At 69.6% G+C, this 18103-nt stretch carries 18 protein-coding genes and 4 pseudogenes; 17 read left to right on the top strand and 5 right to left on the bottom strand.

Annotation, left to right across the window (positions count from 1 at the left end):
• The first annotated feature begins 299 nt into the window (after nt 1-299).
• The 4 genes and pseudogenes from ACWD6N_RS31145 to ACWD6N_RS31130 all read left to right on the top strand — a co-directional run bounded on the left by ACWD6N_RS31145 (nt 300) and on the right by ACWD6N_RS31130 (nt 1871).
• On the top strand, nt 300-770 hold the full coding sequence (locus tag ACWD6N_RS31145; protein ID WP_354963298.1) for a hypothetical protein: 471 nt from the start codon (nt 300-302) through the stop codon (nt 768-770).
• A gap of 248 nt (nt 771-1018) precedes the next feature.
• Nucleotides 1019-1165: pseudogene (locus ACWD6N_RS31140) on the top strand (DUF4190 domain-containing protein); the annotation flags it as partial.
• A 119-nt stretch (nt 1166-1284) separates the two neighbouring features.
• Entirely contained in the window at nt 1285-1482 is a 198-nt protein-coding gene (locus ACWD6N_RS31135) for a hypothetical protein (protein WP_354963297.1), read from the top strand.
• Between the two features lie 242 nt (nt 1483-1724).
• Nucleotides 1725-1871, top strand: a complete 147-nt coding sequence (locus tag ACWD6N_RS31130) for an alpha/beta fold hydrolase (RefSeq protein ID WP_354963296.1) — start codon at nt 1725-1727, stop codon at nt 1869-1871.
• A 290-nt stretch (nt 1872-2161) separates the two neighbouring features.
• Here ACWD6N_RS31130 and ACWD6N_RS31125 read toward each other — a convergent pair whose 3' ends face one another.
• Nucleotides 2162-2653, bottom strand: a complete 492-nt coding sequence (locus ACWD6N_RS31125; RefSeq protein WP_354963295.1) for a hypothetical protein — start codon at nt 2651-2653, stop codon at nt 2162-2164.
• Between the two features lie 212 nt (nt 2654-2865).
• Here ACWD6N_RS31125 and ACWD6N_RS31120 point away from each other — a divergent pair, with 212 nt between their 5' ends.
• The 5 genes and pseudogenes from ACWD6N_RS31120 (at nt 2866) to ACWD6N_RS31100 (ending at nt 7555) form a co-directional block, all read left to right on the top strand.
• A complete protein-coding gene (locus ACWD6N_RS31120) occupies nt 2866-5010 on the top strand; it encodes a hypothetical protein (protein ID WP_354963294.1) in 2145 nt (714 codons plus the stop codon).
• A 58-nt stretch (nt 5011-5068) separates the two neighbouring features.
• The gene (locus ACWD6N_RS31115) at nt 5069-5506 is read left to right on the top strand and encodes a hypothetical protein (protein WP_354963293.1); all 438 of its coding nucleotides are present in this window, start codon (nt 5069-5071) and stop codon (nt 5504-5506) included.
• A gap of 102 nt (nt 5507-5608) precedes the next feature.
• Nucleotides 5609-5731, top strand: a pseudogene (locus ACWD6N_RS31110) (IS5/IS1182 family transposase); the annotation flags it as partial.
• Between the two features lie 257 nt (nt 5732-5988).
• A complete protein-coding gene (locus ACWD6N_RS31105; protein WP_354963292.1) occupies nt 5989-6654 on the top strand; it encodes a helix-turn-helix domain-containing protein in 666 nt (221 codons plus the stop codon).
• 610 nt (nt 6655-7264) lie between these two features.
• A complete protein-coding gene (locus ACWD6N_RS31100) occupies nt 7265-7555 on the top strand; it encodes a hypothetical protein (protein WP_354963291.1) in 291 nt (96 codons plus the stop codon).
• Between the two features lie 241 nt (nt 7556-7796).
• On the opposite strand, the pseudogene ACWD6N_RS31095 reads toward ACWD6N_RS31100, so the two are convergent.
• Both ACWD6N_RS31095 and ACWD6N_RS31090 read right to left on the bottom strand, forming a co-directional pair.
• Nucleotides 7797-7958, bottom strand: a pseudogene (locus tag ACWD6N_RS31095) (magnesium chelatase domain-containing protein); the annotation flags it as partial.
• Complete coding sequence (locus ACWD6N_RS31090; RefSeq protein ID WP_387325506.1) at nt 7955-8347, bottom strand: YraN family protein; 393 nt, start codon at nt 8345-8347, stop codon at nt 7955-7957. The gene ACWD6N_RS31090 and the pseudogene ACWD6N_RS31095, both read right to left, overlap by 4 nt.
• A gap of 265 nt (nt 8348-8612) precedes the next feature.
• Here ACWD6N_RS31090 and ACWD6N_RS31085 point away from each other — a divergent pair.
• The 5 genes and pseudogenes from ACWD6N_RS31085 (at nt 8613) to frr (ending at nt 13301) form a co-directional block, all read left to right on the top strand.
• Nucleotides 8613-9633 (top strand): annotated as a pseudogene (locus ACWD6N_RS31085) (hypothetical protein).
• 212 nt (nt 9634-9845) lie between these two features.
• Nucleotides 9846-10760 (top strand): 30S ribosomal protein S2, encoded by a 915-nt coding sequence (gene rpsB, locus ACWD6N_RS31080; RefSeq protein ID WP_354963289.1) that lies wholly within the window; start codon nt 9846-9848, stop codon nt 10758-10760.
• A 138-nt stretch (nt 10761-10898) separates the two neighbouring features.
• The gene (gene tsf, locus ACWD6N_RS31075) at nt 10899-11726 is read left to right on the top strand and encodes a translation elongation factor Ts (RefSeq protein ID WP_354963288.1); all 828 of its coding nucleotides are present in this window, start codon (nt 10899-10901) and stop codon (nt 11724-11726) included.
• A gap of 161 nt (nt 11727-11887) precedes the next feature.
• Nucleotides 11888-12655 carry a UMP kinase gene (gene pyrH / locus ACWD6N_RS31070; RefSeq protein WP_354963287.1) on the top strand — a complete coding sequence of 256 codons (768 nt, stop codon included), beginning with the start codon at nt 11888-11890 and terminating at the stop codon, nt 12653-12655.
• An 88-nt stretch (nt 12656-12743) separates the two neighbouring features.
• On the top strand, nt 12744-13301 hold the full coding sequence (frr, locus tag ACWD6N_RS31065; RefSeq protein WP_354963286.1) for a ribosome recycling factor: 558 nt from the start codon (nt 12744-12746) through the stop codon (nt 13299-13301).
• 73 nt (nt 13302-13374) lie between these two features.
• Here the strand turns inward: frr and ACWD6N_RS31060 are convergent, their stop codons facing one another.
• A complete protein-coding gene (locus ACWD6N_RS31060; RefSeq protein WP_354963285.1) occupies nt 13375-13746 on the bottom strand; it encodes a hypothetical protein in 372 nt (123 codons plus the stop codon).
• Nucleotides 13747-13857: 111 nt separating this feature from the next.
• Between ACWD6N_RS31060 and ACWD6N_RS31055 the strand changes: the two genes are divergently transcribed.
• From ACWD6N_RS31055 to ACWD6N_RS31045, 3 genes are all read left to right on the top strand, one after another.
• Nucleotides 13858-15258 (top strand): phosphatidate cytidylyltransferase, encoded by a 1401-nt coding sequence (locus tag ACWD6N_RS31055; RefSeq protein WP_354963284.1) that lies wholly within the window; start codon nt 13858-13860, stop codon nt 15256-15258.
• Nucleotides 15259-15362: 104 nt separating this feature from the next.
• Nucleotides 15363-16520, top strand: coding sequence for a 23S rRNA (adenine(2503)-C(2))-methyltransferase RlmN (rlmN, locus tag ACWD6N_RS31050; protein WP_354963283.1), 1158 nt, complete (start codon nt 15363-15365; stop codon nt 16518-16520).
• A 31-nt stretch (nt 16521-16551) separates the two neighbouring features.
• On the top strand, nt 16552-17697 hold the full coding sequence (locus tag ACWD6N_RS31045) for a DivIVA domain-containing protein (RefSeq protein ID WP_450005694.1): 1146 nt from the start codon (nt 16552-16554) through the stop codon (nt 17695-17697).
• An 83-nt stretch (nt 17698-17780) separates the two neighbouring features.
• On the opposite strand, the gene ACWD6N_RS31040 is transcribed toward ACWD6N_RS31045, so the two are convergent.
• Nucleotides 17781-18002: a DUF2631 domain-containing protein gene (locus ACWD6N_RS31040; RefSeq protein WP_354963281.1), complete on the bottom strand. Its 222-nt coding sequence runs from the start codon at nt 18000-18002 to the stop codon at nt 17781-17783.
• Nucleotides 18003-18103 lie beyond the last annotated feature (101 nt).

Raw genomic sequence — 18103 nt, 5'->3', positions numbered from 1 at the left:
CGCTGCGCCAGCTCGGCAACCGCCTCGTCGGCATCCTCCACGGATGCCTCAAGACCCGCTCAATCTACGACGAACACAAGGCCTGGGCTCACCACCGCACAGCAGCCGCTTGACATTTTGAATCCTGGGATGTCTGCCGCGATCCGCGCGCTACGCGGCGTCACGAAGTGCTGACTCAGCCGGCATACGCACATGCCGATGAGCGGATGCCGACGGACTGGCTGTCTGCATGACACCGGAGTTGGCCCTGCACGCGCTGGCCGACAACGGTGCCGTCGGCTGGGTCATATGCTCGCCGGGTGACGGACGAGGAGACTACGGAGCTTGTCATCGATCGCCTGCTCCTAGCGTTGGCGGCGCAACTCGACACGTCGGGGAGTCCGGCCCTGGCGGCCGGTGCGGCCGAGGCGCTCGCCGATTTGAGCAGAGCCCAGGCCGATGTCATCTTCGGCCAGGCGGGCCATCTGGTTCACTACGGCGCGGACACCGAACCGCTGAAGACTCTCATCCACGCGATCACGGCCATCCAACGCGATGAGGCTCCGGCAGATGCCGCGGTCAAGCCGGGTGACGAAGTGCGACTCGTGGGTGAAGTGCCAGAGAGTCTTGCCGACTATGACGAGACGTGGCTCCGCGAGACCACGTTCGTCGTCCGCTACGTCGGTAGGAACGCGATGGTCGACGTGCAGCCGGACCTGGCCGAGGATTACGTGATCGCGGCGGTGCCGGCCGCCGGCGTGGAACCCTTGCGAAGGGAGAGCACTCCGTAGCATCGCCGCATCCGCTCAGGTACGACTGTGGTCCATGCGTCCGGTGGATACGTCGGCGACAACCATGATGCCGGACACGCCGACGACGGCGACGCGTGCCCGCCCACGTCCGCTTCTGCCGCTGTCCGCGCGCCCGCCGTTGTGGATGCCCTGGGCCTGTCAGCGCCACGGCGTGAAAGTGTTTCCTGGGGCCCGCTTGCGGGCTCCTTCACACTGTGGAGGTAGCCGCCACCCCTGCGGAGGGCAACATGACCGACCAGCCGCCGACTCAGCAACCACCGGTTCCAGGCCCGACGCCGGGCTACCCGCCGTATCCGCCCTATGCGTACTCTCCGCCGGTCAACATGTACGCGATCCTCGCGCTGGTCTTTGGCGCGATGGTGTTCCCGCCGTTGGCCTCGGGTATTCAGACGGGTTGGCTGGTCATCGATGGCGATGAAGGAAGGGTGCGTCCGGCCTGCGAGGATGTGATTTCCTAGATCTCATCCACTGTGGAAACGAATGCACCCTTCCGGTGAAGAAGCGTAACGCCTGGGCCGACAAGCTCTCCGTGGCCACCACGGGCAGGAACCTGATCGGTCACGCCGGAGCGGTGTTGCTGCGGCGCTGCGGTGACCGCACCGGTCTGACCGGCGCGTTGAGCGCGGTCCTGCCCACGGGCAAGGGCCCGGGCTGGCTCGACCGGGGCGTGGTTTTGAGGTTCTGGCGATGATCCTGTGACCGGCTTGCTGTCATGCGGCGAGGAGGATCCGCTTACGGAGTAGGTCGAAGCTGGCTCGGCCGTACATCTGCCTTTTGATCGTTTTGATGCGGTTGACGATCCTGGTGGTTAATTCGTGGCGCGCCGGTCGGTGTGATGGCTCGGGGCCGTGATGTGGGTGATGGTGTCGGTTCGCTGCCGGTGTTTTTTCCCTTCGTCCCGGCTGCGGGCCAGTCGCGAGCCGACGACCACTGATGGCGATGTTCGCCCTCCTGCCGCACTACCCGCGCGCGACTTTCGCAGTGCTCGACGTTGCCGGGCACAACCTCCAGATCGAGCAGCCACGACTGTTCGACGCCTTGATGCACGAATGGCTCGACCGAGGCGCTGCGGAGCGATAGGACGAGGCCTCCATGACATGGCTGCGCGACGAGACCTGGCGCCAGCCATCCTCACTTGCCGCTTGGAGGACACTGGCACCGGCTGTGGTCGTGACGCACCGATTGGCGCAGCCCGAGCGCCCGGACTGCTACTGGATCTGAGGCAGGTCCGGGCGTCGCTGGGGGCGGCGCCGCAGCTCGCGGGCTCGACATCCCCCGTAGCGCGCCATGGTGCCTCAGATCCAATGACAGTGCCTCGGGTCAACTGGCAGAGCTGGGACCACGTCCGGTCGCAGGAGTCGTCGCCCTATTCAGATGGACGGGTCGAGGTGTGCGTTCCACACGGGCGCCGCGCGCTCATGGGAATCAACTCCGGCGAAGAAGGCGTCGGTCAACGCGGGATAGTCCTGCCTGTCGATGCCAACGACCTCGATGAACTTGGGCCGGTGCACGGCGAAGCCGTCGGGACTCGGCTGCGGGCGGTAGGGCACGCCCATCTTGAAGGACCGACGGGCCGGCTCGTATTGGACGGCGTCGACGATCAACGCGTCGGTCCGTCCACCAGGCAGGTGCAGGTACCCGTCGACCACCAGCACTGCGCGAATCGCACCGTGTTGGTTCGTCTGTAGCGCCTCCTGGCCGGCTTGTGCGCCGGCGCCGACATCGTCGAAGGCGAACCGGTCCATGCCGCGATCGCCGCTGGCCTGCTCATAGCCCAGCAGCGGGATCAGTGTCGCTCCATCCGAGACGCCCCAGATGCCGTGGGCGGCAAAGAACCCGGCCAGTCGGGCGATTTCCTGCATGGCTGCCAGTATTCCAGGGCCACGCGCGCCGTGCTGCCCCAATATTGCCAGTGAACGGCCCAACCTGCACAGCTGTCCAATTTGGATGAATAGTTCCGGCAGGGCTTCGGGCAGCGACCTTTGTGAATATGCTGGCCGGGATCTTGGTTGGTTACGTATAGACGGAGGTGTCGGTGAGACACAGAAGACGATGGCGGTCAAGGCTTGCCGCGGTGGTTGCGGCACTGGTTGCCGCGCAGGTGGCGCTCGTTGCCGCCCCGGCGTCGGCAGGGTCGGGCCGCCTGTGGGAGGTGGAGGTCGCCAAGATCCCCACCGTCAAGTACACGCGTGACGCGAAGGTTTACGTCACCGAGGCCACTCAGGCGTTGCGCCCGTTTGTCGGTGACGGGTTGGGTGACAGCCGGATCGACACGGTGTTGGCGGATGTCGACAGCCGGTACTTCGACGGCGCCCGCCTGAATAGCGCCGCCGAGGGTGCGGTCGCGTTCGACAACCTGAAGCACCTCGAGGCGTTCCTCAAGGGCCGCATGAACGGCGCCAGCCCGCCCAACGGCGAGTCCGAACAGGCGCACGTCAGGGCGCTGGTGGAGACCCTCACCGGTGTGCGGCTGCTGGCTGACGCGGCGATCCAGGACGCCGAGGCGACGATCGGTCCGTTCCGGGCCAGCCCACCACCCGCGCCCGCCCCGGCGGGGCTGACCGAGGCGTTCGCGGACCTGGAGGCGGCCAAGGTCAACCTGGCCAAGGCCGACGACATGCTGGCCAAGGCCAACCCGGAGCCGGCGACGATCCAGGCGACGAACGCCTGGTCGAGCGGCTTCAACGTGCTCACGCGGCTCGGGATCACCTACACCGGTGACCACGACAACGACGGCGTGGTCGACGTGGTGGAGCTGCGCTTCGGCTCCAGCCCACTGCTGGTCGACTCCGACGGCGACGGACTGACCGACAAGTTCGAGATCACCGAACTGGCCGGCTGGACCATGCCGGGCCGGTTCGACACCGACGACGACGGGGTGCCGGACGGTGCCGAGGACGTCGATGGCGACGGACTGACCAATCTGCGCGAGCAGGAGCTGGGCACCTCGCCGACCGAGGCGGACACCGACGGCGACGGGGTCAGCGACGGCGCCGAGGTGGTACGCGGCACGAATCCGCTGGTGGCGGACAACCCGCCGCCGCCGGTCAGTGAGCCGGCCGACCCGGTGCAGACCACGCCGACGGACACCGACACCGACGGTGACGGCATCCCGGACAGCACAGAGGTCGACGACAGCGAGACGGATCCGGCGAACCCGGACACCGACGGCGACGGCCTGGGTGACGGGACGGAGATCAATGAGCACCTGACGAACCCGCTGAGCTCCGACACCGACGGTGACGGGATCGCCGACGCCTACGAGCTCGCACACGCCGAGGACCAGGGCCTGGATCCGCTGATCCCGGACGAGCGGGTCAGCAAGTGGTCGTACGTGACCGATTTCGTGGTCGGTCTGATCGCCGGTGACTTCTCGCCCAGGGATTCGATGGCGTGGCTGTCGGGATACCTGTGTTCCGGCGGTCTGAGCCTGATCCCGGTGGTCGGCTGGGTGCTCGGTGGCCTGGCGGATCTGCGTGACACCGTCGCCGCGTTCATCAACCAGGATTGGGTCGGCGCCGGGTTGAGCATCATCGGCCTGGTCCCGTACGTCGGTGACGCGGTGGCGATCCCGGGCAAGGCCGCGAAGTTCGTGGCGCGCTACCTGCACCGGCTCGACAAGGTGATCCACTTCGTCGCCAAGTACGACAAGATCTCCGACAGCGTCAAGATTCTGACCATCCGTGCCATCATGCTCGGCAACTACGGCCGGCTCACCGACGCGGGGTTCGCGGACGACGTCATCCTGCGGCTGGCCCGCCGGGCCGACAACAGCCTGGGGCGGCTGGCGGACGCGTTGACCGACGCGGTGACGCCTACGCCGGCGCCGATTCCGTGGCTGCGTGGCGCGGACCGCGGCGAGGACTACTTCGCCGACGTGCTGATGGCGGGGGTGCCGGGTCTGCGCGGGCGGGCCGGGCGGTTCGAGACGCCGGGCGTGCCGAGGCCGGGGTCGGCGCGTGAGCCGGACTTCCTCGAGACCGGCCCGCCGCTCAAGCTGCACGAGGTGAAGACCGGCAAGCCCTACCCCGGCCACTATCTCAAGCAGTGTGCCCAGGACCGGCATCTGCTCGACACGCAGCAGGTGGCCGAGGTGATGTGGCACTTCATGCCGCACGCCAACGGGTCGCTGGACGTCCCGCAGGATCTCCTCGACTGCCTGCGCAGCAAGCGGATCCCGTTCAAGATCTACCCGTCGAACGGCTCCTTCTGGCCCTGATCCCTTCCGTGTGGGGCCCGGTGGCGACACCGGGCCCCCTTACCCGATAGTGAGAGTCATGAGCTGGTTGCGACGCTCCCGCCCTGCCTACGCGGTCGACGGTGTCGAGCCGCAGCGCATCGACGGCTGGGACGTTTTCGACGGCGACGCTCTGGCCGGGCAGCCCGCCATGGCCGAGGCCGCCGCGCGCCTGCCGCAGGACCCCGCGCTGCAGGATCTGCCGGCCTATCTGGCGGTCTGCACGAAAGACGGCCGGGAGTGGACCCTGAGCTTCGACGACGGGATGCTGGTGGTCTTCGACCTGTCCTATCCCGGCAGCGACATCTTCGAGCAGGTGCTGACGGCCGCGCCGTGGACCGAGTCGGTCGACCGCGTCGACCGCGAGGTCTTCCTGTTCACCACGACCGGGGCGCTCACCGCCGACGTGGTGATGGCGCACTGCGTCGACGTCTGCGGCGAGGTCTTCCGCAGGCTCGGCGATTCGCCGCCGGCTTAGAGGTCGCGCGGAATGGTGGGGCTGGCTGGCGTGTCTGAACGAGTGCAGGCACAGAACTGGCGATCATGAAGTTGCTGACGCTTCGTGTTCACGGGAGGTTCTGTGCCTGCCACCCCAGCGTGGCTGATCGAGCCGTTGTGGGTCCAGTTCGCCGCGCTGCTACCCGAGCGGCCCATGTACCAGCCGGCGCATCCGTTGGGCTGTCACCGTAGGCGGGTCGATGACCTGTTGGGTTCGTAAATTCGGTTCGGTGGCTGTGACGTGTGGCTTTGTGCGAGGTCGGCCTAATCAGGGCGGCGACGATCCAAGGTATGGCCGCCTCGCTGGTGTACCTGCTCCTGCGTCAGATCCTGCAGATGCTGACCCAGCTCGCCCGGGACGGCGGCGCGAAGGACGTCGTCGAACTTCTGGTCTTACGGCATTAGGTGGCGGTGCTGCGCCGGTAGGTGCACCGACCCGATCTCCAGCCCGCGGACCGGGTGGTGCTGGCGGCGTTGTCGCGGCTGCTGCCTCGGCAACACTGGGCGGCGTTCTTCGTCACCCCGGCGACCCTGCTGCGCTGGCATCGACAGCTGATCGCACGACATTGGACCTACCCACACGCGCGACCCGGCCGGCCACCCGTAGACCGCGAGATCCGGGAACTGGTCCTGCGTCTGGCCGTGGAGAACCCGACTTGGGGGCATCGCCGGGTGCAGGGTGAGCTCGCTCGTCTGGGCCACCGGCTCGCGGCCAGCACGGTATGGAAGATCCTGCACCAGGCCGGCGTCGACCCGGCGCCCCGCCGGACGGGACCGACCTGGACGCAGTTCCTGACCGCTCAGGCGCGCACCATCTTGGCCTGCGACTTCTTCACCGTCGACACCGTGTTCCTGAAACGGATCTACGTACTGTTCTTCATCGAGCTCGCCACGCGCCACGTCCACGTCGTCGGTGTCACCGCACACCCGACCGGCACCTGGGTCACTCAGCAAGCACGGAACCTGCTCGTGAGCCTCGACCAGCGCGCCGACGGGCTCCGGTTCCTGCTCCGCGATCGCGACACGAAGTTCACCGCCGCCTTCGACACGGTCTTCACCGCGGCGGGCATCGACGTGATTCGAATACCGCTCTCTGGCTATGGCTTGAGGACACCGACGTGGCTATGACCTGCGTGCGGGTCGTGCTGGAGCAGACCTGCCGTGCGAGAGCTTGGCGTATCAAGCCGGCACGGGCTACGCGCGTTGAAGCCGGCGGTGGCGTAGCTTCACCTGCCAGGTGGGTCGAAGCGGCCGGCTGGAAAAGGCTCGGTGTCCTTTCCCGCGCTCTAGGCGAGTTTGCACACATCAACGTTCGATCGAGATGGACTGGCGCGCGAGGTGCCCTAAACGCAATCCAGGATCCGAATGAGAGGTGGCCTGAGAACACGGCCCGAGGTAACGCTCTAGACTCTGCTGCCTACCTTTTAGCTCACGAGGTTGCGGTGCGGCTAGATGCAGTGACACCCACCTTTGGTGAGAAGTTTCGTGAGTCCGTTACTCTGTTTGATAGAGAGGCCCATGAGGAGCACGTGGAGCGCCTATTGGAACGCGGTCAAGCTTTGAAGGGCTTCGACTTTGGTGAGCCGGAATTTGTTCCTGCGGAGGTCCTGCACCTGCCTTGACCGACGAGAACTCCGACTTGGAAGCAACGGCAAGGTGGATCTAAGTCCGTAGCGGATTCGTGTCGGCGAGTTACGAACCACGGCGCTGCGCCATGGCCGAACCTCCGCCTCGAATCATGGTGGTTGATGCCGCTGACGATGCCAACAACCCGGGAGCGCATGATGATCGGATGGCGGCAGTGGAGGCGTGGTTCCTGGGTGGTCCGGTCGACGGGCGACTGATGCCAGTGGAGGTCACGGCCGATGGGAGCCCGCCGGCGGTGGTCAAGCTGCCCCAGACAGGCATCTACGTCGGGCCGAGTGATTTTCCGACGCCCACGGTTGAGCAAGTCTACGTCCTCGCCGACAGGTTCGATGACGTCGAGGTCTACCAGTACCGGCAGCCCGCTTCGGAGGCGACGGACTGACAGCTGCAGCCGTCCGAGGGCGCAGTGCCCGCCACGCCTCGTTCTGCCACTGCTGGTTGGGCGGGCCGGCAGGGATGGTGAGGCCACTGCGTGATCGTCCACATGTTGCTGGTTATGCAGGAAACGAAAGCGATCATCACAGTGGGCTGCCTGGGGTCGGCCGGGCTGGGCAGGTCAGGATCGTCGCCGACCAAGCGAGCGTCGCACAGGCAGAATCTGAACAGAAGAACTTGACAGGGAAGACCACGGCGGCCCGGACCCGGTCGCGGGCCTCGTGCAGGGCGGTGTCCGGTAGCCCGGAGATCACCACCGCCGGCAGGCCGGCGGCGAGGTCGGCCTCCACCTCGACCAGGTGACCGGTGACGCCGACCAGCCCCACCGAGAGCACCTTCGCGTAACTCATGTCGCCCCCCGACCTCCCGGAGCGCGCATCTCAGAACGCGCCCTGAGGTGGTCGACCCGGGCCGGACCGGCATCGGGCAACCGCACCGAGAGCACGTCGAACCGCACCTCCTCGGCGGTCGTCCCGGTCTCGGCCAGCCAGCGCGCGGCGAGCCCGCGCAGCCGCCGTGCCTTGGCGGGAACCACCGCCTCGGCCGGGGTGCCGAAGCTGTCGCCCCGGCGGGTCTTCACCTCGCAGAAGGCGAGCACGGGCCCGTCCCAGGCGATGATGTCGATCTCTCCGGCCGGGCAGCGCCAGTTTCGGGCGACCGGGCGCAGCCCCGCCCCGATCAGGTGCCGGGTCGCACAGCGCTCGCCGTACGCGCCGACCGCCTGGTTCCGCTTCGTCATGGACGGCACCGTGCCCGCCGAGGCCCGAACGCCGCGACCCCGACGCCGGCCACCTGTGGACAACGGCCGTCCTGTGGACGACCAACCGATCAACCCTGCCCTGTCCTATGGGGGAACACCGCCCTGGCAGGCCCTCGCGGAGGGTATGTGCCGTGAACCCGATATACCGCAGAGGCATAGTTATGACTCTGAGGTATACCGCTCACAGTGGTGGATGCCGTCGATCCTGCACCGTGCGTCCTGATGAGGCGGGCGCCGGGCTGAAATGGCGCGGCGGCAGTCCGTCGCATACGGTGCCGGACGTGGACGAACGACGGAGCTTTCCGGAAGATCAGGAGTCGCGCTGGTATCCCGACGAGCGGGGTCGCGGCTACGGCGAGTCGGAGTGGCGTGGCGCGGGCGAACCGCGGTACCGGGACGACGAGGTCCGGGTTCCCGATCAGCGCGGCGCCGACGAGGGCCGCTACGGCGACGACACCGGCGCCGGTCGCTTCGGTGCTCCGGAACCGGACTCCGGGCGTTTCGGTGCTGTCAGCGCCCAGCCGGGCCGCTCCGGTGCGCCCGAACCGGACTCCGGGCGGTTCGGGACGGTCGACCCGCTGGGTGACGCCCGGCCGGAGGCCGACGGTTACCGTGCTGCCCGCTCGTGGCGGGCGGACCGCGACCCCTCGGAGGTCTCCGGTGAGCTGCCCGGTCGCCGGGCCCGGGATGCGGCTTCGACGGGCTCGCCGCCGACGGCCGCGCGGGAGCCGATGTCGTTGACCGGCGCCCGCGAGGCGACGTCCGCCGGCGATCCGACTGCCGGTGCGCTCGCTGACCAGACTCGTCCCGCCCCGCTCAGCGGGTACCCGATCGTCGACCCGGCCCGCGGTGGCGACCAGCCGCACCCGCTGGAGATGCCGACCGGCCCGATGCCGCCGGTCGGTCCCCGGGGCGGTGAACTGCCCGCGGCGGAGCCGCCGGTGTACCCGCCAGCCGCCGACGGCGTCTACCGCACCCGCCGCCCGGCGCTGGCGGTGCTCTTCGCCCTGCTGGTGCTGATCTTCGAGATCCCGGCGCTGCGGGTGCTGCTCGACGGGGTGACCAGCGACCCGCTGTCCGCCGGGAACGTGGTGGTGGGCATGTTCCTGGTCGCCGGGCTGCCGATCTTCGCAACCGGGCTGTACGGGCTACGAACCGGCGGTCTGGCGCTCTCCGACAACGGTCGGGGCTGGCTGCGCCCACCGACGGCGTACCTGACCGTCGGCCTGGTGCTCTTCGTCGCCGCCGCGCTCGCCGCCGGCTGACCCGGCAGCCCGGCGGGCGGGCAGGGGCGTACACTGGCCAACTGGCGACCGCCTCGTGCGGTCGACCTCGCGCGCCCTCTCCACGAATCGTCGTGGGGCGACGGCCTCCCTGGTCCCGATCTTGGTCGGGAACACCATGGCCGGCGACCAGGCGCCAGGACGCCCGGCCACCGGCCGGGCGTGACAACCAGGGATCTTGAGGAGTACCCACCATGGCCGTCGTGACCATGCGCCAGCTGCTGGAGAGCGGTGTCCACTTCGGGCACCAGACCCGGCGCTGGAACCCGAAGATGAAGCGCTTCATCATGACCGAGCGCAACGGCATCTACATCATCGACCTGCGCCAGACCCTCGAGTACATCGAGAAGGCGTACGAGTTCGTGCGTGGGACCGTCGCCGAGGGTGGCAGCATCCTCTTCGTCGGCACCAAGAAGCAGGCTCAGGAGGCGATCTCCGAGCAGGCGACCCGCGTCGGCCAGCCGTACGTCAACCACCGCTGGCTCGGTGGCATGCTGACCAACTTCCAGACGGTGTACAAGCGCCTTCAGCGGATGAAGGAGCTGGAGGCCCTGGGTGACCTGAGCGGCACCGCCGCCGGGTACACCAAGAAGGAGACCCTGCAGCTCTCCCGCGAGAAGATCAAGCTGACCCGCACGCTGGGTGGTCTGCGGGACATGCAGAAGCTGCCGGCTGCGGTCTGGATCGTCGACACCAAGAAGGAGCACATCGCCGTCGACGAGGCCCGCAAGCTGGGCATCCCGGTGATCGCTGTGCTGGACACCAACTGCGACCCGGACGAGGTCGACTTTCCGATCCCGGGCAACGACGACGCGATCCGCTCGGCCGAGCTGCTGACCAGGGTCGTCGCCGCCGCCGTCGCGGACGGTCTCATCGCGCGTTCCGGCCGCCGCCGGGGCACCGACGAGAAGCCCGAGCCGGGTGTCGCCACCGACGAGCCGCTGGCCGAGTGGGAGCGCGAGCTGCTTGAGCAGCCGAAGAAGGCCGACGAGTCGGCCGCCCCGGCCGAGCAGCCGGCGCAGGCCGCCGCTGAGCAGCCGGCGCAGGCCGCCACCGAGCAGCCGGCACCGGCCGCCACCGAGCAGCCGGCGACCGCCGCCGCGGAGTGACCGCACCGTCGCTGCCCCGTCGTCCGTTTTTCCGGACGGGCGGCGGGCGGCGACGGTACGCCGGGCACGATCGGCCCGGTTCCGGGTAACCGGCACCTCTGACCATCCACACGCCGTCTCAACACCGAAGAGAGAGCCATGTCCCAATTCACCGCCGCGGACGTCAAGAAGCTCCGCGACCTCACCGGCGCCGGCATGATGGACAGCAAGAAGGCGCTGACCGAGGCCGAGGGCGACTTCGACAAGGCCATTGAGATCCTGCGCGTCAAGGGCGCCAAGGACGTCGGCAAGCGGGCCGGCCGTACGGCCGCCAACGGCCTGGTCGCCCACTCCGGCAAGGCGCTGCTCGAGCTCAACTGCGAGACCGACTTCGTGGCCAAGACCGAGTCGTTCATCGCCCTGGCCCAGCAGCTGGTCGAGCACGGCGAGCGCTCCGGCGTGAACAACGCCGAGGAGCTGCTCGCCAGCGAGCTGAACGGCAAGGTCGTTGCCGACCTGATCCAGGAGCAGTCCGTCAAGATCGGCGAGAAGCTGGTGCTCAACCGGTTCGCCAAGGTCGAGGGCACCACCGCGGTCTACCTGCACCGCAAGGCCCAGGACCTGCCGCCGGCCGTCGGTGTGCTGGTGTCGTACAGCGGCAAGAGCGACGAAGCGGGCGACGCTGACGCCCGTGGTGTCGCCATGCAGATCGCCGCGATGCGGCCGAAGTACCTCACCCGGGACGAGGTTCCGGCCGAGGTCGTCGAGTCCGAGCGGCGCATCGCCGAGCAGACCGCCCGCGAGGAGAACAAGCCCGCGGCGGCCCTGCCGAAGATCGTCGAGGGTCGCGTGAACGCCTTCTTCAAGGACTACGTCCTGGTCGAGCAGGCGTCCGTGGCCGACAACAAGAAGTCGGTGAAGCAGATGCTGGCCGAGGCCGGCATCGAGGTCACCAGCTTCGTGCGGTTCGAGGTCGGCCAGGCCTGAGCCGCCGCCGGGCGCCGTGGGCGCCCGTGGGCAGGAGACGTCGAGGAGGAGGCCGCCGGTGTACGTGACAGGCACCGCGGCCTCCTCGTCACATAGGGTCGGCAGCGGCAGGTTCGCGGTACGCGCCGCACGGGGCGTGCGCGTGGGGAAGGGCGGGGCGGATGACGCAGGTTGTGAGTGACCGGACGCTGGCGGTGGAGGATCCGACGGCGCCGCCGCCCGGACGCGCCCGTCGGGTGGTGCTGAAGCTCTCCGGTGAGGTGTTCGGTGGCGGCGCGATCGGCGTCGACCCGGACGTCGTCCAGGCCATCGCCCGGCAGATCGCCACCGTGGTCCGCCGCGGCGTGCAGGTCTCCGTGGTGGTCGGTGGCGGCAACTTCTTCCGCGGCGCGGAGCTGCAGAAGCGTGGGATGGACCGGGCCCGCGCCGACTACATGGGCATGCTGGGCACCGTGATGAACTGCCTCGCCCTGCAGGACTTCCTGGAGAAGGAAGGCATCGAGACCCGGGTGCAGAGCGCCATCACCATGGCGCAGGTCGCCGAGCCGTACATCCCGTTGCGGGCGATCCGGCACCTGGAGAAGGGCCGCGTGGTCATCTTCGGCGCTGGCGCGGGGATGCCGTACTTCTCCACCGACACGGTGGCCGCCCAGCGGGCGCTGGAGATCCGGGCCGACGTGGTGCTGATGAGCAAGAACGGCGTGGACGGGGTCTACACCGCCGACCCCCGGGTCGACCCCACCGCGAGCAAGCTCGACTCGATCACCTTCTCCGAGGCGCTGCGCCGCAACCTGCGGGTGGCCGACGCGGCGGCGTTCAGCCTCTGCATGGAGAACGGCCTGCCGATGCTGGTCTTCGGCGCGCAGGGTGACGACACCATCATCCGCGCGGTGGGTGGCGACAAGATCGGCACCCTGATCACCGCCTGAGCCCCGCCCCGCCCGCGGCGACGGCAGCAGCGGTCCCGGCTACTTTCAGCAGAGCCCACGACGAGCACAGAAGGAGGCGAGGAGACCGGTGATCGACGACACCCTCCTCGAGGCCGAGGAAAAGATGGAGCGTGCGGTCGAGCACGCCAAGGAGGAGTTCGGCGCCATCCGCACCGGTCGCGCGAACCCCGCCATGTTTTCCAAGATCATTATCGACTACTACGGTACCCCCACGCCGCTGACCCAGATGGCGTCCGTCGCGATCCCCGAGCCGCGGATGGCGATCATCAAGCCGTACGACAACTCGCAGATCAATGCGATGGAGAAGGCGATCCGCGACTCGGACCTCGGGGTGAACCCGAACAACGAGGGCAACCAGCTGCGCATCCTGCTCCCGCAGATGACCGAGGAGCGCCGCCGCGACATGATCAAGGTGGCCCGGCACAAGGGCGAGGAGGCCAAGGTGGCGATCCGGAACGTCCGCCGCCGTGGCAAGGAGGAGCTGGACCGGATCGTCAAGGACGGCGAGGCCGGCGAGGACGACGGTCGCCGCGCCGAGAAGGAGCTGGACGACCTGACCCAGCGCTACGCGGCCAACATCGACGACCTGGTCAAGCACAAGGAGACCGAGCTGCTGGAGGTGTGATCCTCTGGCCGCTCGACGGCTGAGCTGCCGCGAGGCCCGCCCCCGACGCCGGGGACGGGCCTCGCGTCGTACGTCAGCAGGGGATCCAGATGGTCCTGGTGCTCTCGGCCAGCTGCTCCCCGGTGTACCAGTCGCGCAGCGTGAAGCGAACAGTGGCCCTGCCCGGGTGCAGTACCGGATCTCTCCGGGCGAAGGCCATCCCGAGCTCGACTGTGCCGTCGTCGCACTGGATCTCGCCGGCACCCCGTCCCGAGGTGGCCCAGAGGGTCGGCAGGCCGTCCTGCACCAGCGAGGCCGACATGAGGTGAGGGCCGGCCGGGCAGTTGCGGGCGATGGCCTCTACTCCGGCGACCAGGGCGATGCCCGTCGCCGTGCCTCGTCCGCCGTGCCGGTCCGGCGGGTGCAGTAGGCTCGGCAGGATTCCCGGCCACCGGGCGGTGAACACCGGGAATCGACCGACCGTCGGGGCGGTCGACCAGAGGAAAAAGTCGCGCCGGTAGGGGATGCTTGTGGTCTTGCGTCATGTGGTGGTTCTCGTGCCGCGTCGCGGTGCGTGATGACCCACCCCGACCCCTACAGTGGCGAGCCCCGCGGCTGGGACCGGCCGGAGCGGCCGGTGGCCCTGCCCTGGCCCGAGCAGGAGCTCGAACCGGGCCAGTGGAGCGGTCGTCCGGCCGGCGGCCCTGACCTGTACGCCGAGCCCCGCACCCGCCCGTTCGCCGACCCGTACCCCCCGGACGCGTACGACGAGCATGGCCGGACGGTCCGCCCGGATGGTCAGGACCGTTTCGACGACCGGGACCGGCGCGACCGCTTCGACGAGCGGGACCGGTACGAGGACGACCGGAACCAGCCCCACCGGTACGACGACCGGGGCCGTGCCGGCCGGTACGCCGACCGTCCGCCCGTCGGCGGCGACGCCCCGACCCGGCACGACGGTCCGGAGCGCTTCGGCGACGCCGGTGGTCCGGTCAACTACGACGACGATTCCGGGTATCCGACCGCGCAGCTCGCGCCCATCCGGGCCGACCTCGCTCCGGACCAGGACGCGGTGAGCGGGTCGGAGCCTCCGTCCGGCCGGCGGTCGAAGGGCCGACGCCGGGCCAGTGCCGACCGACCGGCCACCCAGCAGGTGGGCAACGGGCGGGCCGGCCGGAACCTGCCGGCGGCGATCGGGGTCGGGCTCGGCCTCGGCGCGCTGATCGTGGTGCCGCTGGTCTTCTACCCGTTGGCGTTCCTGCCGGTGATCGCCGCCGCCATCGCCGTCGGCATCTGGGAGATGGCCCGGGCGGTCCGGCGCAGCGGGGCTCATCCGCCGCTGGTGCCGCTGATCGCCGGTGGCGTGCTGACCGTGGGCCTGGCCTGGTTCGCCGGCCCGGACGCGCTGAGCCTGGGTCTGCTGGTCACCGTCCTGGGCACCATGATCTGGCGGTTGGGCGACGGCCCGGGCGGTTTCCAGCGGGACCTGACCGCGGCCACCCTGATCGCCGTGTACGTGCCGTTCCTCGGCGGGTTCGCGGCGCTGCTGGCGGCGGCCCCGGACGACGGTCCGCTGCGCATTCTGGCGACGTTGGTCGCGGTGGTCCTCTCCGACACCGGCGGGTACGCGGCCGGCGTCTCCTTCGGTCGCCACCCGATGGCGCCGTCGGTGAGCCCGAAGAAGTCCTGGGAGGGCTTCGCCGGCTCGGTCACCGCGGCGGCGCTGGGCAGCGCCCTGCTGCTCTGGCTGATGTTCGACCTTGCCCCCTGGTGGGGTGCGGTGTTCGGGCTGGCGATCTCGTGCGCGGCGGTCCTCGGTGACCTGGCCGAGTCGATGATCAAGCGGGATCTCGGGGTCAAGGACATGAGCAACCTGCTGCCGGGCCACGGCGGCCTGATGGACCGGCTGGACTCGATCCTGTTCGCGGTGCCGACGGCGTACCTACTGTTGGCGATCTTCGTGCCGGTGGTGAGCTGAGGCATGGATCACGGCGCCCCGGTCATCCCGACCCGGCGGTCGGGGCCGGTTCGACACCTCCGGACAGGTACGTGCCGCCGACGGCGTGACACACTGGACCAGCCATGACGAGCCTGCCGCTGATCCCCGCCATCTCGGACGCCCCCGCCGCACGCCGGGCCTCCATGCCACCGCAGCACCTCGCTGACCTCGACCTGGCCGGCCGCCAGGCGCTGGTCACCGGGTTGGGCGAGCCGGCCTTTCGCGCCAAGCAGGTCTCCAACCACTACTTCGGGCGGCTGGTCCGCGACCCGCAGGAGATGACCGACCTGCCCGCGGCGACCCGGGAGCGGCTGGCCGACCAACTGCTGCCCCGGCTGCTCACCCCGGTCCGCGAGTTGGCCTGCGACGACGGCGCGACCCGCAAGGCGCTGTGGAAGCTGCACGACGGCGCGCTGGTGGAAAGCGTGCTGATGGGTTACCCGGACCGGGTGACCGTCTGCATCTCCAGCCAGGCGGGCTGCGGCATGGCCTGCCCGTTCTGCGCGACCGGCCAGGCCGGGCTGACCCGCAACCTGTCCACCGCCGAGATCGTCGACCAGGCGGTGTACCTGGCCGGGGTGGCTGCCTCCGGTGCGGTCGCCGGGTCTCCACCGCGGCTGTCGCACGTCGTCTTCATGGGCATGGGCGAGCCACTGGCCAACTACTCTCGGGTGATCGCGGCGATCCGCCGCCTGGTCAGCCCGGCTCCCGAGGGGCTCGGCCTGTCGCAGCGGCACATCACCGTTTCCACGGTCGGGCTGGTTCCGGCCATCCGCCGACTGGCCAGCGAAGACCTCTCAGTGACCCTTGCGTTGTCGTTGCACGCCCCCGATGATGATCTGCGCGACGAACTCGTGCCGGTAAACCAGCGCTGGAAGGTAGCCGAGGTGCTGGACGCAGCGTGGGACTACGCCGCCCGGACGGGCCGTCGTGTGTCGATCGAGTACGCGATGATCAAGGACGTGAACGACCAGCCGTGGCGAGCTGACCTGCTCGGGCGGCTGCTGGCCGGCAAGTTGGCCCACGTGAACCTCATCCCGCTCAATCCGACGCCGGGCAGCCGCTGGGACGCGAGCCCGAAGCCGGTTGAGCGGGAGTTCGTCCGGCGGTTGCGCGACGCCGGGGTGTCCACCACCGTTCGGGACACCCGAGGTCGCGAAATCGACGGCGCGTGTGGCCAGCTCGCCGCCGCCGAGGACAACGACACCAACACCGACCGCGCCGGAGAGGCACCGGCGTGACCGGGCGTGGCGAACGAGACCAGGAGACATAGTGGCGAGTCAGGGTCAGCGTTTCCGGCGCAAGGCGCTCCGCCGGGGATACAAGGTCGACGAGGTGGATGCCTTCCTCGACCGGGTCGAGGCGACGCTCGACGGCCGGCAGGTCGGTGCGCCGGTGGCCTCCCAGGAGGTCCACGACGTCGTCTTCCGGGTCCGGTTCAACGGCTACGACGAGTGGCAGGTCGACCTGCACCTGGACCGGGTCGAGCGGCAGCTGGCCGAGCTTGAGGAGCGCGGTGCCGCCGGGCGTGGCGGCGACCCCCGGATGGGTCCACCGGACCGGCTGGGCCCGCCGATGCGCGACGACCGGGGCATGGTCCCGCAGCCGATGCCGCCTCGGCCGATGCCGGCGCAGGCCGGCCCGCCCGACCGCTACGGCCGGTACGACGAGCCGACCGGCGCCTTCGCTGGTGGGTACGACGCCCCCCGCGGCGGTTACGACGCGCCGCGTGGCCCGGGCGGCCCGGCCGGTCCCGGCCCGATGGGTCCGGGTGGCCCGATGGGCGGGCACGGTCTCCCGCCGCGCGGCCTACCCGCCGGTCCGGGTGGCTACGGCCAGGACGATCAGCGGATGCCCGGTGGCTACGGCCCCGACGACCAGCGGATGCCCGGCGGGTACGGCCCCGACGACCAGCGTTCGCCCGGCGGGTACGACGACCAACGTGCGCCCGGTGGCTACCCGCCCGAGGAGCCGCGCTTCGACGGCTTCGAGGCCGGTCGGCACGGCCGTGCGGACATGACCGCCGAGATCCGGATGCCCGAGCGGGACCTGCGCGACATGCGCCGTGGCCCGGCCGGCCCGCCCCCGATGCCGCAGCAGGGCATCGGTGGCCCGCCGATGGCCGGTCCGCCCGCCGTGCCCGGCCCGCCGATGGCCGGCCCGCCCGGCAGCGACCTGTACCGCGTCGACCAGATCCGGCGTCGCTTCCAGGTGCGCCGGTTCGGCAGCGGATACGACCCGGACCAGGTCGACCGGTTCTTCGACACCCTGCTCGGCGGCATGCAGGGCCGCAACCCGATGCCGGTCAACCCGAAGGACCTGGACACGCTCCGGTTCGGTCTGGTGCCCGGCGGCTACTTCGAGGCCGAGGTCGACGCCGCGCTCAAGGACGTGCAGGACATCCTCTTCGGGCGCTGACCCGACGCGTACGGACGAGGGCCCGTCCCCGGGTGGGGGCGGGCCCTCGACGTACGTCGGCCGGTCGTCCGGCAGGCGGTCGGTCAGGAGCGCAGACCGTTGCGCCGCAGCACGGCGTCGCCGATCACGATGACCAGCAGCAGCACGGCCAGGCCGACCAGCCAGATGTCCTCGACCTTGCCTTCGTGGTTGCCGCAGATCATCGCCAGCAGCGCCAGCGCGGTGAGGACCGCGCCGATCCGCCCGGCCTTCCGGTGCCCGGGCTTGTGCTGGTCTGGCGACGTTACCGGCTCGCTTCCTGCCACTGTCGGTCCTTCCCTCGCGATCGGATCTCCGGTTAGTCTGGCACGCCTCCTGCCCGGGGCGGCGCGGTGGGGGTTTCCCGGTCATCGGGCCCCCTCCCCGT

The sequence above is a fragment of the Micromonospora sp. NPDC005163 genome, assembly GCF_053599835.1.
This window is presented reverse-complemented; position numbering and strand designations above follow the sequence as displayed.

Excerpts from the sequence above, each read along its gene's own strand:
- ACWD6N_RS31090 (WP_387325506.1), bottom strand. The coding sequence starts at position 8,347 with ATGACGAAGCGGAACCAGGCGGTCGGCGCGTACGGCGAGCGCTGTGCG.
- ACWD6N_RS31130 (WP_354963296.1), top strand. The coding sequence starts at position 1,725 with ATGGCGATGTTCGCCCTCCTGCCGCACTACCCGCGCGCGACTTTCGCA.
- pyrH (WP_354963287.1), top strand. The coding sequence starts at position 11,888 with ATGACGCAGGTTGTGAGTGACCGGACGCTGGCGGTGGAGGATCCGACG.
- tsf (WP_354963288.1), top strand. The coding sequence starts at position 10,899 with ATGTCCCAATTCACCGCCGCGGACGTCAAGAAGCTCCGCGACCTCACC.
- ACWD6N_RS31055 (WP_354963284.1), top strand. The coding sequence starts at position 13,858 with ATGACCCACCCCGACCCCTACAGTGGCGAGCCCCGCGGCTGGGACCGG.
- rpsB (WP_354963289.1), top strand. The coding sequence starts at position 9,846 with ATGGCCGTCGTGACCATGCGCCAGCTGCTGGAGAGCGGTGTCCACTTC.
- ACWD6N_RS31115 (WP_354963293.1), top strand. The coding sequence starts at position 5,069 with ATGAGCTGGTTGCGACGCTCCCGCCCTGCCTACGCGGTCGACGGTGTC.
- ACWD6N_RS31125 (WP_354963295.1), bottom strand. The coding sequence starts at position 2,653 with ATGCAGGAAATCGCCCGACTGGCCGGGTTCTTTGCCGCCCACGGCATC.
- rlmN (WP_354963283.1), top strand. The coding sequence starts at position 15,363 with ATGACGAGCCTGCCGCTGATCCCCGCCATCTCGGACGCCCCCGCCGCA.
- ACWD6N_RS31100 (WP_354963291.1), top strand. The coding sequence starts at position 7,265 with ATGGTGGTTGATGCCGCTGACGATGCCAACAACCCGGGAGCGCATGAT.